This is a genomic window from Kitasatospora sp. NPDC054768, assembly GCF_053612025.1.
Genome location: NZ_JBSHBN010000125.1, coordinates 1 through 15,188, shown reverse-complemented (window position 1 = coordinate 15,188; position 15,188 = coordinate 1). Strand labels below are relative to the sequence as shown.

At 74.0% G+C, this 15,188-nt stretch carries 9 protein-coding genes and 1 pseudogene; 1 reads left to right on the top strand and 9 read right to left on the bottom strand.

Going from position 1 to position 15,188, the window contains the following annotated elements; all coding sequences use genetic code 11:
* Positions 1–326: 326 nt before the first annotated feature.
* The 8 genes from ACWGKU_RS29520 to ACWGKU_RS29485 form a co-directional block, all read right to left on the bottom strand.
* Complete coding sequence (locus tag ACWGKU_RS29520) at positions 327–1,013, bottom strand: hypothetical protein (protein WP_452180045.1); 687 nt, start codon at positions 1,011–1,013, stop codon at positions 327–329.
* A 147-nt stretch (positions 1,014–1,160) separates the two neighbouring features.
* Entirely contained in the window at positions 1,161–2,180 is a 1,020-nt protein-coding gene (locus tag ACWGKU_RS29515; RefSeq protein ID WP_401051405.1) for an N-acetylglucosamine kinase, read from the bottom strand.
* Positions 2,181–2,352: 172 nt separating this feature from the next.
* Positions 2,353–3,633, bottom strand: coding sequence for a 6-phospho-beta-glucosidase (locus tag ACWGKU_RS29510; RefSeq protein ID WP_452180049.1), 1,281 nt, complete (start codon positions 3,631–3,633; stop codon positions 2,353–2,355).
* Between the two features lie 8 nt (positions 3,634–3,641).
* Positions 3,642–4,559 carry a carbohydrate ABC transporter permease gene (locus ACWGKU_RS29505; protein WP_401051407.1) on the bottom strand — a complete coding sequence of 306 codons (918 nt, stop codon included), beginning with the start codon at positions 4,557–4,559 and terminating at the stop codon, positions 3,642–3,644.
* A 20-nt stretch (positions 4,560–4,579) separates the two neighbouring features.
* Positions 4,580–5,593, bottom strand: coding sequence for a carbohydrate ABC transporter permease (locus tag ACWGKU_RS29500; RefSeq protein WP_452180046.1), 1,014 nt, complete (start codon positions 5,591–5,593; stop codon positions 4,580–4,582).
* Between the two features lie 25 nt (positions 5,594–5,618).
* Positions 5,619–6,974 carry an ABC transporter substrate-binding protein gene (locus tag ACWGKU_RS29495; protein ID WP_452180047.1) on the bottom strand — a complete coding sequence of 452 codons (1,356 nt, stop codon included), beginning with the start codon at positions 6,972–6,974 and terminating at the stop codon, positions 5,619–5,621.
* Between the two features lie 104 nt (positions 6,975–7,078).
* The gene (locus ACWGKU_RS29490) at positions 7,079–8,269 is read right to left on the bottom strand and encodes an ROK family protein (protein WP_452180048.1); all 1,191 of its coding nucleotides are present in this window, start codon (positions 8,267–8,269) and stop codon (positions 7,079–7,081) included.
* Positions 8,270–8,514: 245 nt separating this feature from the next.
* On the bottom strand, positions 8,515–9,690 hold the full coding sequence (locus tag ACWGKU_RS29485) for a mechanosensitive ion channel family protein (RefSeq protein ID WP_401056001.1): 1,176 nt from the start codon (positions 9,688–9,690) through the stop codon (positions 8,515–8,517).
* A 493-nt stretch (positions 9,691–10,183) separates the two neighbouring features.
* On the opposite strand from ACWGKU_RS29485, the pseudogene ACWGKU_RS29480 reads away from it, so the two are divergent.
* A pseudogene (locus ACWGKU_RS29480) lies at positions 10,184–10,687 on the top strand (HNH endonuclease); the annotation flags it as partial.
* A 304-nt stretch (positions 10,688–10,991) separates the two neighbouring features.
* Here ACWGKU_RS29480 and ACWGKU_RS29475 read toward each other — a convergent pair.
* Entirely contained in the window at positions 10,992–14,957 is a 3,966-nt protein-coding gene (locus ACWGKU_RS29475; protein ID WP_401053387.1) for a beta-N-acetylglucosaminidase domain-containing protein, read from the bottom strand.
* Positions 14,958–15,188 lie beyond the last annotated feature (231 nt).

The window sequence follows — 15,188 nt, the reverse complement described above, 5'->3', positions numbered from 1 at the left end:
TGTGGGGGACAAATGGGGCGGCGGCAGCGCGGAGGTGCCGACGGTTCGCCAGGAACCGTCGGTGGTGCGGGGGTCTGGAGCCGGTTACCGCCGACGGCCGGAAGCAAAGCACCGCCGCCGAAACCGGGTCAACGACGGAGAAGGTAAGACCCGCCCCAAGGAAGGCCCCCACGGACGTAGCGAACGTCAAAAGCCCCCAGCGGACAGCCGGTCGATGCGCGTAGCACAGCCGAATGCCAACAGTTGAGAGCCGTTCTTACACCGTATGCGCGCGCCGGGCAGCCGCCGGGCGGACGTCAGCGCACGTCAGCGGACGTCAGCGGACGTCAGGGGCCGTCGACCTCGCCGATCCGCATGATCCGGCCGTGGGAGTCCAGCACCACGTCGTAGGCGTTGCCGTGGCAGCCGTACGGGTCGGCCGGCTCGCGCTCGGCCAGGCAGTCGTCGATGTGGGCGATCAGCTCGTCGAGGGGGACGGTCCGGGCCGGGTCGTCGTGCGGGCCGTCGATCAGGGTCGCGGCCACGCCGGCGCCCGCGAAGCCGTAGTGGACGGGGCTGCCGGCCGGCTCGTAGCGGGCGGAGCCGCAGCTGAACCGGGCGGTCCGGGCGGTGAGTTCGGCCGGGCCGGCGGTGACGACGAGGAAGATCTCGTGACCGGGGCGCGTGGTGGGGGTGGCGCACCCGGGGCCGGCCGAGGGCTCGGCGGGAGACCCGGCGAAGGGCTCCACGGAAGGCTCGACGGAGGCGGAGGCGGAAGCCGCGGCGGAGACGGAGGCTTCGGCGGTGGCGGCGGGCACGGACGGGTCGTCCGTGGCGGAGTAGAACTCCTCGTCCTCCTCGTAGAAGAGGTCGTCGTCCTCCTCCAGCAGGTCGTCCGGGCCCTCGTCGGCCAGGGCGGCGGCCGAGGCGGCGGCCACCGTGGAGCCGGAGTCGGCGGGGGTGCAGCCGGTGAGGGCGGTGGCGGCGCCGCAGGCCAGCAAGGCGGCGGCGAGGAGCGTGCGGGGCGTGGCCATGGCACCAGTCTCCCCGGGAGGCGGCGGTGGTCGGTACCCGCTTGACACGAACGGGGCCCGGCCCGCGGTTCCCGTCGACGCCGTCCGCCGGTTCCCTCCCCCGCCGGACGTGCGGATCCGGCGGGGGAGGGGGCTGTTGAGCGGCGGTCAGGCCGCCACCGGCCGGCCGGTCTCGTACGCCTCGCGGACCCGGGCCTGCGCCCGCTCGCCCGCCGCCAGGTGGTCGAGGCCGAGCAGCGCCGCGCCGAGCACCGGCGGGGCGACGACGACGCGCGGCTCGGCCAGCGGCGCGGCCGCGGCGAGCCGGGCGGTCAGGTTGTCCAGCAGCAGCGGGTGGCGGGAGGCGAGCACGCCGCCGCCCAGGACCACCGGGGTCGGGGTGTCCAGCAGGTCCAGGCGTCCGAGGGCCACCACCGCGAGCCGGACGATCTCGTCGGCCTGGCGGTCGATCAGCTCCAGCGCCACCGGGTCGCCGTCGGCCCCGACGGCGAACAGCACCCGGGCGATCTCGTGCAGCCGGTCGCTCGACAGGTGCCCGAGGTGGACGGCCTCGGCGACGGCTCCGGCGCTGGGCAGGCCGAAGTGCTCGGCGATGGCCCGGGCGAGCCCGGTCGGGCCGCCGCGTCCGTCCTCCGCGCGGACGGCGTGCCACATGCTGGCGACGGCCAGCCCGGAGCCGCCGCCCCAGTCGCCGGTGAGCTCGCCGAGGGCGGGGAAGCGGGCGGTGCGGCCGTCCGGCAGCAGGCCGACGCAGTTGATCCCGGCGCCGCAGACCACCGCGACGCCGCGCGGGCCGTCGGTGCCGGCCCGCAGCAGGCCGAAGGTGTCGTTGACGACGGTGTTGCCGGCCCCCCAGGGGTGGGACTCCAGCGCCACCCGCAGGGCCTCCTCCTCGACCGGCAGGTCGGCGTTGGCCAGGCAGGCGCTGACGTGGCTGGTGAGTACGCCGTTCCAGGACGGGTGCCCGGCCTCGGCGGCGGCCTGCTCGACCAGCGGGGCGAGGCCGGCGACCGCGGCCGCGCCGCCGATCTTCTGCGGCGCGAAGCCGCCGCCGCGGGCGGTGCCGAGGATGCTGCCGTCGGTGCCGATCAGGGCGACGTCGGTCTTGGAGTTCCCCGCGTCGATGGCGAGGACGCCGGGCAGGAGTGGTTCGGGCTGGTGGGTCATCAGGTCCCCGCGGCTCGTACGTGGCCCGGGCCGTGGTCGTCGGCCGGGTGCCCGGCCGTGGTCCCGGCCGGGGTGCCCGGCCGAAAGGTCCCCGGCCGGGGGTGGGCGGTCTCCTCGCGGGGCCCGCCCGGTGACCTCCTCCGGTCGCCGGGCGGGCGCGTCGCGGGCCGGATCAGGCCCAGGCGAGGTGCTCGCGGTTGTGGGCGAGCAGCCGGTCCGTGAGCTGGCCGGCGAGCTCGATCTGGCCGACCAGCGGGTGGGCGAGCAGGGCGTCGAAGACCCGGTCGCGGCCGCCGTGCAGGGCGGCGTCGAGGGCGAGGTGCTCGTACGAGGTGACGGCGGCGATCAGACCGGCGTACAGCGGCTCGACGGGCCGCTGCGGCAGCGGGCGCACGCCCCGCGCGTCCACCTCGGCCGGCACCTCGATGACGGCGTCGTCCGGCAGGAAGGGCAGCACGCCGTCGTTGCGGGTGTTCACCACCTGCACGGACGTCCCGCCGCCGGTGCCGAGCAGGGCGGCGATCAGCTGGACGGCCGCCTCCGAGTAGAAGGCGCCGCCGCGCTTGCCGAGCAGCTCGGGCTTGGTGTCCAGGGTCGGGTCGGCGTACAGCTCCAGCAGCTGCCGCTCGATCTCGGCCACCTGGGCGGCCCGCGAGCCCTGCTCCTTCAGTTCCGCCACCACCGCGTCGTGCTGGTAGAAGTACCGCAGGTAGTAGGACGGCACCACGCCGAGGCGCTCGATGACGGCCTGCGGCAGGTGGAGGTCCTCGGCGATCTCCTTGCCGTGCGAGGACAGCAGCTCGGGGAGCACCTCGCGCCCGGTCGCGGCGCCCGGGGCGTCGAGCAGGGTCACCCCGCGCTCCCAGCTCAGGTGGTTGAGCCCGACGTGGTCGAGCCGGACCAGCTCCGGGTCCACGCCCAGGTGCCCGGCGAACTTGCGCTGGAAGCCGATCGCGACGTTGCACAGCCCGACGGCCTTGTGGCCGGCGCCCTGCAGGGCCCGGGTGACGATGCCGACCGGGTTGGTGAAGTCCACGATCCAGGCGTCCGGGTTGGTCCGGCGCACCTGTTCGGCGATGTCCAGCACCACCGGGACGGTGCGCAGCGCCTTGGCGAGGCCGCCGGCGCCGGTGGTCTCCTGCCCGACGCAGCCGCACTCCAGCGGCCACGTCTCGTCCCGGTCGCGCGCCGCCTGCCCGCCGACGCGCAGCTGGAGCAGGACGGCGTCGGCGTCCGCGACGCCCGCCACCAGGTCGGTGGTCACCGTGACGACCGCGGCGTGGCCCTGCCTGGCGAAGATCCGCCGGGCGAGGCCGCCGATCAGCTCCAGGCGCTCGGCGGCCGGGTCGATCAGCACCAGTTCGCCGATCGGCAGGGTGTCGCGCAGCCGGGCGAAGCCGTCGATCAGCTCCGGGGTGTACGTCGAACCGCCGCCGACGATTGCCAACTTCAGTGCGGACATCAGCCCTTGACCCCTGTCAGTGTCACGCCTTCGATGAAGGCCTTCTGAGCGAAGAAGAAGAGGACGATCACCGGGGCCATCACCAGCAGGGTGGCGGCCATGGTGAGGTTCCAGTTGGTGTGGTGGGCGGCCTTGAAGGACTCCAGTCCGTAACTGAGGGTCCAGGCGTCGTGGTTGTTGCTGGCGTAGATCTGCGGGCCGAAGTAGTCGTTCCAGCAGTAGAAGAACTGGAACAGCGCGACCGCGGCGATGGCCGGCCTGGCCATCGGCAGGACCACCCGCAGCAGGGTGCGCAGGTCTCCGCAGCCGTCCATCCGGGCGGCCTCGATGTACTCCTTGGGGATGGTCATCAGGAACTGGCGCAGCAGGAAGATGGAGAACGCGTCGCCGAAGGCCATCGGGATGATCAGCGGCCAGAGCGAGCCGCCCAGGCCCATCTGCTTGGACCAGAACAGGTACATCGGGATGACGGTGACCTGCGGCGGCAGCATCATCATCGCGATGACCGCCATCAGCGCCAGGTTGCGGCCGCGGAAGCGGAACTTGGCCAGCGCGTAGGCCACCGGGAGGCTGGAGACCACGGTCAGCAGGGTGCCGAGCCCGGCGTACAGCAGGGTGTTGCGCCACCAGCCGAGGAAGCCGGGGACCTCCCAGACCTTGCCGAAGTTGCCCCAGTTCCAGCTGGTCGGCCAGTAGTCGGTGGTGAGCGCCTGCTGGTCCGACATCACCGAGGTGAGGAGGACGAAGACGAAGGGCAGCAGGAAGAACAGCGCGGCGGCGATGGCCAGCGCGTGCACGGCCACCCAGTTGAGCACCGCGCGGCGCCGGGCGGCCCGGGCGGCGGGGCTGCCGGACCGGGAGGGGCGGGAGGGGCCGGTCGCGGCCGGCGCCTCGGTGAGTGTGGTGCCAGGAGTCATGATCAGGTCCTCACAGGCCGCTAGTCGTCGCTCGCCATGAAGCCGGACCGGCGGCGGAGCAGGATCGAGGTGACGGCCATCGAGATGGCGAACAGCACCAGGGCGACGACGCAGGCCGCGCCGTAGTTGAAGCGCTGGAAGCCGAGGTTGTAGACCATCTGCGGCAGGGTCCAGGTGGAGCCGCCCGGGTAGCCGGGCTCGAAGGGCTGGCCGGAGCCGCCCGCGATGCCGCTGGCGACCTTCCCGGCGACGATCGCCTGGGTGTAGTACTGCATGGTCTGGATCACCCCGGTGACCACCGCGAACATGATGATCGGCGAGATGTTCGGCAGGGTGACGTACCGGAACCGCTGGAACGGGCCGGCGCCGTCCAGCTCGGCCGCCTCGTACTGGTCCCGGGGGACGTCCAGCAGCGCGGCCATGAAGATGACCATCAGGTCGCCGACGCCCCACATGGCGAGCAGGGTGAGCGCGGGCTTGGACCAGTCCTCGGAGGCGAACCAGCCGGGCTGGGGCAGGCCGAGCTCGCCGAGCAGGTGGTTGACCGGGCCGGTGCCGGGGTTGAACAGGAAGGCGAAGGCGACCGTGGCGGCCACCGGCGGGGCCAGGTACGGCAGGTAGAAGGCGGTGCGGAAGAAGCCGGCGCCGGTCTTGACCTTGGTGATGAGCATCCCGATGCCCAGGCCGAAGGCGACCCGCAGGCTCACCATGACGACGACCAGCCACAGGGTGTTGCGCAGGCCCTGCCAGAAGGCCGGCAGCTGGTTGAAGACGTAGTCCCAGTTCTTCAGGCCGCTGAAGGCCGGGGTGCCGAAGCCGTTGTAGGAGGTGAAGGAGAAGTAGACGGTGGAGATCAGCGGGTAGGCGAAGAAGACGCCGAAGCCGATCAGCCAGGGGGAGAGGAAGGCGAGGGTGCGGGCCGCCTCCCGGCGGCGCTTGCGACGCAGCAGGTGCTGCGTGCCGGGCGCCGCCGGGCCGGTCGGTCCCGCGTCGGCCTCGTCGTTCCCCTTGCGGGTGCCGAACGCGAGTGACATGGGAGCTCCGTGGACCGTTCCCGGGCTACTTGGCCTGGGCGATGTCGGTGTCGATCTGCTTGGCCGTGGCGGCCAGGCCCGCCTGGAGGTCGGTCTGCTTGCCGGACTCGTAGTCGTAGCCGAGGTTCTGCAGGGTGGTGATGTAGCTGCCGCCGTTGACGGCCGGCGGGGTGGTGCCGGAGTGGGGGTTCTTGGCGACGTTCAGGAAGGTCCTGAAGTTGTCGTCGCTCACCAGCTTGGGCGAGTCGAGCGCCGCGATGGTGCTCGGCACGTTGTGGATCGCGTTGGCGAAGCCGACCACCGCGTCGGTGTCCGTGGTCAGGTACTTGACGAACTCCCAGGCGGCGGCCTGCTTCTTGCTGGTGCTGGCGATGCCGACGATGGTGCCGGTCTGGTAGCCGCGGCCGTAGGTGTCGGCCTGGTCGTCCGGGACGGGGAAGGCGGCGGTGGCCCACTCGAAGTCGGGCTTGTCCTTGGCGAGCGAGGCGGTGCGCCACTCGCCGTCGAGGATCATCGCGATCTGGCCGGTGTGGAAGGGGTTCTTGGCGCTGAACTCCTCGCCGAAGGTCGCGCGGTACTTCTCCAGCTTGGCGTAGCCGCCGAGCTGGTCGACCAGGCTCTTCTGCCACTTGAGCATCGCGGCGACCTTCGGGTCGGTGGCGATGTCCGACTTGCCGTCGGCGCCGAAGTAGCTGGGGCCGTACTGGCCGAGGTAGTGCTCGGTGGTGGACTCGTAGCCGTGGTACAGCGGCATGAAGCCGAGCTGCTTGTACGAGTCGCCGTCGGCGAGGGTCAGCTTGGTCACGTCCTCGGCGAACTCGCTGAAGGTCTTCGGCGGGTTGGCGATGCCGGCGTCGGCGAAGGCCTTCTTGTTGTAGTACAGGCCGTAGGCGTCGCCGAGCAGCGGCAGCGAGCACTGGTTGCCCTGGAACTGGGTGTAGTCGAGCATCGTGGCCGGGAAGGTCTTGGCCGGGTCGATGCCGCTCTTCTGGAGCATCGGCTTGAGGTCGACGAAGGCCTTGGTCGAGCAGAACATGCCGACGTTGTTGGTGGTGAAGGAGGAGACCACGTCCGGCGCGTCGGAGCCGCCGGCCCGCAGGGCCTGGTTGACCTTGTCGTCCGCGAGGCTGTCCACGGCCTTGACGTGGATGGTGGGGTGGGTCTTCTCGAAGGCGGCGATGTTGTCGTTGATCGCCTTGAGCTCGTTCTCCTGGCTCCAGCCGTGCCAGAAGGTGATGGTGACGTCCTTGCCGCCGGCCGATTCGTCGGAGCCGCCCGTGTCGCTGGAACCGGTGCAGGCGGAGGCGAGCAGCGCCAGGACGGCGCTGCCGGCGACGGCGGCGACGGTGCGGCGGCCTCTGCGGGAGGTGGTGGCGTGCACTTCGGGATCCTCCTGGGGGTGCGCGGGCAGGCCTCGTTGCCTCGGGTCCCGCGTTCGGGGGTTGGGGAGAGGTGGGTGCAGGTGGCGAGGTGACAGGGGGAGCGTCAGTGGGTGGAGAAGACCGCCTCGCGGGCGTCGGACAGGGCACGTTGCAGGGCGCCGAGCAGGACCGGTGAGCCGGACAGGGCACTGCTGCGGACCTCCGGCCGGGCGATGGAGATCCGCGCCAGTTCGTCCTCGACGAGCGCGCGCAGCCGCTCGCCGCCGGCGCTCGGCACCACGCCGGAGAGGACCACCAGTTGGGGGTCGACGACGGCGACGATCACCGCCAGTCCGACGGCGAGCCGCCCGGCCAGCTCGGTGAGGAAGGCGTCGCCGGCGCCGGGGAGGGCCAGCGCCTTGGCGATGGACTCCTGCGCGGTGGCCGCGCCGAGCCCGTGCTCACGGGCCAGGGCCCGGACGGCGGGAGTGCCGACCAGGGCCTGGAACCCGCCGAACTTGCGGCGGCGGGCGTCCCACTCGACCGGCGAGTCGGGCAGCGGCATGTAGCCGACCTCCCCGGCGCCGCCGGTGAAGCCGCGGTGCAGCCGCCCGGCGATCACGATCGCCGCGCCGACCCCCGCCCCGGCCCAGAGCAGGACGAAGTCCTCGAAACCGGCCGCGGCGCCCGAGGACCGCTCGGCGACGGCGGCCAGGTTCACGTCGTTCTCGATCGACACCGGCGCGCCGACCGCCTCGGTCAGCTCCTCGACCAGTCTCGGCGAGTGCCAGCCCGGCAGGTGGGAGGCGTAGCGCAGCTTGCCGGTGACCGGGTCGGGGGCGCCGCCGACCCCGATCGCGGCGGTGCGCAGGACGCCCTCGGGCAGGCCGGCGGCCCGGACGGCCTCGGCCACCGCGCCGGCGACGGCCGGGACGGTCCCGGCGGCCGGGACGCCCTTGGTGGGCACGGTGTGCTCGGCCAGCGTGGTGCCGGTGATGTCGGCGACGGCGACCCGGATCTCGCTGTTGGTGACGTCCAGTCCGGCGACGTACCCGGCGGCCGGATTCACCTGGTACAGACGGGCGTTGGGGCCGGGGCCGCCCGCCGTGGTGCCGACCGGCAGGACCAGCCCGGCCGCCTCCAGCCGGGCCAGCAGCTGGGAGGCGGTGGGCTTGGACAGCCCGGTGAGGGCGCCGATCCGGGTGCGCGAGAGCGGCCCGTTCTCCAGCAGGAGTTCGAGGGCGGCACGGTCGTTGATGGCGCGCAGCAGGCTGGGGGTGCCGGCGAGGGGGGCCTTGGCGGTGCTCTTGGTCATGCCCGGAATCCTCCCCTTTCGGCTGCTCGGGACGGTCCGCGGGTGTCCCCGGAGCGGGGAGCGGGCGGGCTTCGGACGAACTGTTAGGAAACTTTCCAGTCGCTTGGGAAGGACCGTAAGGGCCGTGTCGGCGGAGTGTCAATGGTGGGTGGAGCGGAGGATGCCGAAGCGTTACCGGACAGGGCGAAGCCCCGCTCCCGGTACGCCGGGAGCGGGGCTTGCGTCGTGTCCGTACGGTCGCCGGGCTACGGCTTCGCCGGGTCCTCCGCCCCCTTCGCCGCCGGGATCGGCTCGGTCGCCCGGTAGCGCGGCGAGGCCGGGTCGGCCAGCGCGGACGGCGCGGCCTGCTCGGCGGCCGGCACCGGCGAGGGCGCGATCACCACGCCGGTCGCCCCGGCCGCGGCCGCCGGGACCTCCTCCTTGACCTTGATCCCGGCCCGGTCGAAGGCCGCCTTCAGCCGCTGGCGCAGCGCCCGGGAGACGGCGGCCGCCTTGCCCGGGGCGGTCCGGGCCTCGATCCGCAGCACCACCGAGTCCGAGGCGACCGACTCCACGCCCAGGATCGACACCGGCGCCCAGACCAGCTCGTCGTACGGGGCCTCCTTGGCCATCTCCTCGGCCGTCGCCAGGATCAGGTCCTCGACCCGGATCAGGTCCTCCTTGTACCCGACCTGCACGTCCACCGAGGCGGTCGCCCAGCCCTGGCTCATGTTGGCGATCCGCTTCACCTCGCCGTTGCGGATGTACCAGATCTCGCCGTTCGCCCCGCGCAGCTTGGTGACCCGCAGGCCGACCTCCAGCACGGTGCCGGTGGCCACCCCGGTGTCGATCTCGTCGCCGACGCCGTACTGGTCCTCCATGATCATGAAGACCCCGGAGAGGAAGTCCGTGACCAGGTTGCGGGCGCCGAAACCGATGGCCACACCGGCCACACCGGCGCTCGCCAGCAGCGGCGCCAGGTTGACCCCCAGCGCGGACAGCACCATCAGCGCCGCCGTGCCCAGGATGGTGAAGGAGGCGACGCTGCGCAGCACCGAGCCGATCGCCTCCGAACGCTGCTGGCGCCGCTCCGTGTTCACCACCCCGGTGTTGGCCAGCAGCCCGCCCAGCCGGCTCTCCTCCTGGTGCTCGGAGGTGCGCGCCATCCGCCCTATCAGCTGGGTGATGAGCTTGCGCACCACGGCCCGCAGCACCAGGGACAGCACGATGATGAAGACGATCCGCAGTCCCGAGGCCAGCCAGCCCTGCCAGTGGGTGTCGAACCAGCTGGCGGCCTGCCGGGTGGTCTCGGAGACCTCCTGCGCGCTGGTCGGGATCCGCAGGTCGAGCTCGGGCAGCTGCGCGGTGGGGCTTGGGGCCGGCGTCGGAGTGGTGAGCGTCGAGGACGCGTCGGACGGACCGGTGGCACCGGAGCTGAACACGTGCAGGCCTTCCTTGCCGGGTGAGTGGCGGGCCCGCACCGCCGAGGAGCGGCCCGCGGACCGTGAGCGTCAGCCTATCCGCCGCCGCATGCCCGCCCGGACCGGCCGGGAACCTCCCGCGAGCGTGCCCGAGGGCGTACGGAGCGTCCCGAACGCCCCGTCAACGCCCCCGTACGCTCCCCCGCACCCGGGCGCCGAGGCCCTCCAGGGCAGTCGGGACACTGCTCCGGACGGCCGAACCCTGCCCCCGGAGGGCCACCCGGCAGGGTCACCGGGGCGCGCCGCACCGCCACCCGGGTGCAACCCGACCTTCCCCCGGGCATACCGGCTATGACAGAGACCACACCCGGAGTTCACGTCAGGTCCGTTACACAGGAGTGGTGGCGCCGTACAAAGGCGTAAGGCGACACTGGGGGAGATCGCGCACGCGTGGCGCGATCCAACCGCTCGTCCCGGCGCGAGCCACGCGCCGCAGGCGTCCAAGGAGGCATCCGTGCCGCATGTCCTGGTCCTCAACGCGTCCTACGAGCCACTCGGCGTCGTATCGATGCGCCGCGCACTCATCCTGGTCCTCAACCACAAGGCGGTCAGCCTGGAGGACTCGGGAGTCACTCTGCACAGCGCCACCAGCGCCCTTCCGGCGCCGTCCGTCGTCCGCCTGACCCGCTTCGTGCGGGTCCCGTTCTGCGGGCCCGTCCCGCTCACCCGCCGGGCGCTGTTCGCCCGCGACCACGGCCGCTGCGTCTACTGCGGGGCCGCCGCCACCAGCGTCGACCACGTCATCCCGCGCAGCCGCGGTGGCCAGCACCGGTGGGACAACGTCGTGGCGGCCTGCCGCCGCTGCAACCACACCAAGGCCGACCGCCACCTCACCGAACTCGGCTGGCGGATGAAACGACCACCCGCGCCGCCCAGCGGCCTGGCCTGGCGCATCATCGGCACCGGGATCAAGGACCCGCGGTGGCGGCCCTACCTGGAGCCCTACGGCGGCGGCGACCAGCTGCGCGCCCCGCAGTGGGGCGAGCACGAACACCGCGACCATACCGAGCAGCCGGTCCACCCCGTCCCGCTCGGCCGGGCGCACCCCGGCCACCCCGCCCCCGTCCGCCGCGGCGAGCAGCCCGAACCGCTCTCCGCCTGACCCCAGCTCCACAAGGGCCCGCCCGTCACACCGTCGGTACGCGCCTCATGGGCCGCCGAGCCCCCCGCACCGGGGGGCCGGCGGCCCGCCGCGTTCCGGGGGCCGCCTCCGTCCGAGGCCGCTCCTTCCGAGGCCCCTACCGCCGGGCCCGGCCCGGCCGCTACGGCTTGGTGGCCGCCGGCGGCGCCGCGGGGACGCCCGGCACGCCGCCGGGCTGGACGGGCTGGGCGGGCTGACCGGCCGGGGGCTGCGGTGCGGCCGGCGGGGTCACGGCGTACAGCTCGACACCCCACAGCGAGTAGCCGTACTTGGTCGCCCGCGCCACGCCCTGCACCCGGACGTACCGGACCCCGGGCGCGTCGAAGCGCACCGTCTCGTCTCCGCCCTTGCCGTTGTCCACCGTCGCGGCGTCCGTCCAGGAGTTCCCGTCCGCCGAGACCTGGATCCGGTACGAGGCGGCGTACGCGGCCTGCCAGTGCAGCACCGCCGCGCCCAGCCGGGTCGCCTGCGGCAGCTCCAGCCGCACCCAGGCGTCGTCCTTGGGCGGCGAGGACCAGCGGGTCTTCGGATCGCCGTCGGTGACCGCCGAGGCCGGGAAGTTCGCCGTCTCGTCGCCCGAGGAGGTGGCCTTCGCGCCGGCCGCCAGGTCCGGACCGCCGGTGGGCGGCACCACGTGCACCTGGAGCACCTGCCGGACGGTGGTGGTGCCGGCCACGAACTGCACCGGCACCCGGTACGTCCCGGACGGCGTCTCCGCGGTGGCGCCCACCAGCAGCGGCACACCCACCCGGCCGCCGCGCGGCACGGTCACCGGCCCGGCCGGGGTCACGGTCAGGCCCTTCGCGGCGGCCGGCACCTCGGTGCGCAGCTCGCCCGTGGTGCCCTCGGGCCGGCCGGCCTCCACGGTGGCCCGGGTCGTCACCGGCGCGGAGGCGCCGGTGACCACGTCCAGGGCCGGGTCGGAGAGGCTCAGCCGGGCCGCCGGGGCGTCCGCGTACCACGGGATCACCTGGTTGACCACCGGCGGGTCGCCGCCGGGCTTCCAGGTCAGCCGGAACGCGTCGGCCGCCTGCCCGCCGGCCGGCAGCTCGTTGTAGCCGGGCTGCACGGTGCCGATGTCGGCCCAGGTGCCGTCGGCCCGGCGCACCGCGACGGTGGCGGTGGCGCGCACCGCCGGGTCGGTCAGCACGGTGAGCCGGTCCAGCGGGCGGGCCGCGCCGAGCTCGACGACCAGCGGCTCGTCCAGCGCGGTCGGCGCCTTGGCGGCCCGGTACGCGGTGTCCGGATTGCCGTCCAGCACGGCGGCGGCGGAGGAGCCGGGCGCCGCGTCGGGACCGCCGCTGACGCTGGCCGGGGACTCGTCCGGGGCGGTGACGGTGAACTCGCGCACCGCGACGGCGGTCTTCTGCGCGGCGGTGGCCCGCAGCCGTACCGCCCGCACCACGGTGCCCGGCGGCAGTTGGGCGCTGACCGTCCTCTGGTTCCTGACGGTGGCGAGCTGCTTCCAGCCGCCCTCGCCGGTCGAGTACTCCAGCACGCCGTCGCGGATGTAGTCGTCCGCGGCGGACCGGGCGTCCGGGCCGTCGCCCCAGCCGCCCATCAGCACGGTCACGCCGCTGACCGGGCGGCCCGCGCCGAGGTCCAGGCCGACCGCGTCGCCGGGCTGCGGGGGAGCGGAGCTCCAGTAGAACGTGTCGGCCACGCCGTCGGTCATCAGCGCGGGCAGGTGGTCCTGCGCTGTGCCCAGGGTGGTGGTCGGGGTGAGCCCGCCGCCGCCCACGCCCGCCCAGTTGTCGGCGGCGCGCACGGCGCGGTCCAGGAACGGTCCGAGCACCCCGGCGCCGACGGTGGCCGGGGCCCGGTCCAGCTGCTCGCGCAGCCGGTTGAGCTCGACCCGGGCCTTCCAGGCCGCGGCGCCGTCGCCGCCGTGCTGCGCCAGCACCATGTCGAGGGCGGCCTGCCCGGCCAGCCCGTAGTCGCGCAGCGGGCCCAGCCAGGGTGCGGCCTCGCCCGCCAGCTGGGCGGTGGCCGGGGTGCCGGCCAGGGTCTGCTGGGCGGTGGCCATGGCGGCGAGGGCCTCCCGCAGCGGGGCGGCGGCCTCGATCAGCCGGGCGAGGTCGGGAGTGGCGCCGGAGGTGGGCTCGGCCGCCGCCCAGAACCGGTCCAGCAGCGGCGTCAGATAGCCGGACTCCTGCTTGGACAGCGGCGAGGAAGTGCTGTTGCCGGCCAACGCGAGGACCGCGGACAGCGCCGTCCCGGCGGGCGTCGGGGCGGCGCCGGTCGGCCCGGCCAGCGAGCGCACGGCGGCCTGCCAGGACTCCTCCGGCCTGTACCCGGCCGGGTTCCAGGCGAAGTCGCCGGCCGTCGAGACGGCGATCCGGGAGGCCACCGGCTGTTGCATCGCGCCGGTCAGCAGCACTGCCGAGCGGGTGGCCACCTCCGGGTCGCGCCCGGTGTAGGCGCCGAGGAAGAGCCGGTCCGGGGTGGCGTCGTTGACCGGGTAGTTGTCCATGGTGAGCAGCGGGCGCCCGTACAGCCCGGCGGTGTCCGAGGCCTGGGCACCGGTGATCTTCTCCGGGATCACCCCGACCCCGCTCCAGGCCACCTGTACGCCCTCCGGCAGCGCCGCCGCCAGCGCCTTGCGGTACGGGGTGGAGCCCTGCTGGTGGTACTCGGTGGGGACGACGGACAGCGGCGCCAGGCCCGGGTTCCGCGCGATCAGCCGGTCCTGCACCTTCCGCACCAGCGCGGCCTGCGCCTTGGCGGCCGCGGCGGGCCCGGTGCCGTACTCGTCGCGGTCGTCGTCGCAGTGCCACTCGTCGTAGCTGACGTCCAGGAACTGCAGCTGGAAGGCGGTGAAACCGAGCCCCCGCAGCCCGTCCAGCTTCTTCACCAGCGCGTCCACGTCCTTGCCGGAGCTGAAGCAGAAGGACTGCCCCGGGTCGATCGCGTAGCCGAGCACCACGTGGTTCTGCCGTGCCCGGAAGCCCAGTTCGCGCAGCTCCTCGGCCTGGGCCGCGGGGTAGGCGTTGCGCCAGCGGGAGAGCCGGTACGGGTCGTCACCAGGGGCGTAGAGGTAGAAGTTCTGCTTGGAGCGGCCCAGGAAGTCGACCTGCTCCAGGCGCTGCTGGGCGGTCCACGGGGTGCCGTAGAAGGCCTCCGCGGTGCCGCGCACCGGCGCGCCGGTCGGCCAGTCCCGCAACGTGATCCCGGGCAGGCCGAGCCCGGCCGCACCGGGCGCCTGCCCCTGCCCGGCCGGTACGGCGGCGAGCAGCTGACGCAGGCTCTGCGCGGCGTAGAAGGTGCCGGTGGCGTCCACGCCGGCCAGCACCACGGCGCCGTACGTGCCGCCGCCCTGGGCGGGCAGCTGACCGGCCGACAGCACGTACCCGCCGGCCGGCATCCCCGCGGTCGTCGGCCCGGTGCCGTCCTTGCCGCCGGCCGCCGCGGACAGCTGCCGCAGCACCCGGTCCACCTCGCCGCCGGCGCCCTCGGCGGGCCCGCCGACGTACACCACCAGCGAACCGGCGGCCGGCGTCCCGCCGTCCGGCTGCGGCGTCACGTCGCGCGCGCCGGCGACCTCCAGCACCTCGTGCACGGCCCGCACCGCGCCCTGGTCCACCTTGGGTGCGGTCACCAGCGTCACGGCCGACGGCACCGTGACGGGCTTGCCCGCCACCGTCTGCTGCTGCGGCTTCGGGAACACCCTCGGGTCGGTCACGCTGCCCAGCGGCGTCTGCGGCGCGGCGCTCACCACGTCCGGCGCCGAGACCGCCGAAGCCGCCGCGTACGCCGTCGACGGCAACGAACCGGCCAGCAGCCCGCCGACCACCGCCGCGGCCGCGACCCCGGCCGCGATCTGCATCGTCCGCCGCCCCGGCCGGCCCGCGGCCCGCCCGGCCCGCTCCGCCCGCTCCTCGCGCACCGAGGCCAGCAGCGGCTCCGTGCCCTTGAGGTCGGCGATCAGCCGGTCCGCCGTCCGCGGCGCCAACTGACGGCACGTCCGCGCCGTCGCCCGCCGCGCCACCACCGCCGCGGGGTGCTGCAGCACCTCCCGCAACGCCGGACTCTGCTCCAACTGCGACCGCAGCCGCCGCCCGGCCGCAACGGACACTCGGGCTTGCACAGGAGCCTCCTCGCCAGGCCGGAACCACATCCCGGCAACCCCACCAGCTGGCCAATCCGGTGTCAATGTCACCGACAGCTACGCCTGGATTGCCCTGCTTCATCCCCCGACGCGAGCGTCCCGGGAACGCGTCGGGCCCGCCGGGCCCGACGGCCCCCCCGGGCCCGTACCCCCCACCCAAACCCGGGGGGACGAAAACGGCGGGGGGGGGATCACCGCCGCAAGCAGCAA

What these genes read in the sequence shown, in the direction of transcription:
- ACWGKU_RS29520 (WP_452180045.1), bottom strand. Translation starts at nt 1,013, where the DNA reads ATGGCCACGCCCCGCACGCTCCTCGCCGCCGCCTTGCTGGCCTGCGGC.
- ACWGKU_RS29515 (WP_401051405.1), bottom strand. Translation starts at nt 2,180, where the DNA reads ATGACCCACCAGCCCGAACCACTCCTGCCCGGCGTCCTCGCCATCGAC.
- ACWGKU_RS29505 (WP_401051407.1), bottom strand. Translation starts at nt 4,559, where the DNA reads ATGACTCCTGGCACCACACTCACCGAGGCGCCGGCCGCGACCGGCCCC.
- ACWGKU_RS29500 (WP_452180046.1), bottom strand. Translation starts at nt 5,593, where the DNA reads ATGTCACTCGCGTTCGGCACCCGCAAGGGGAACGACGAGGCCGACGCG.
- ACWGKU_RS29490 (WP_452180048.1), bottom strand. Translation starts at nt 8,269, where the DNA reads ATGACCAAGAGCACCGCCAAGGCCCCCCTCGCCGGCACCCCCAGCCTG.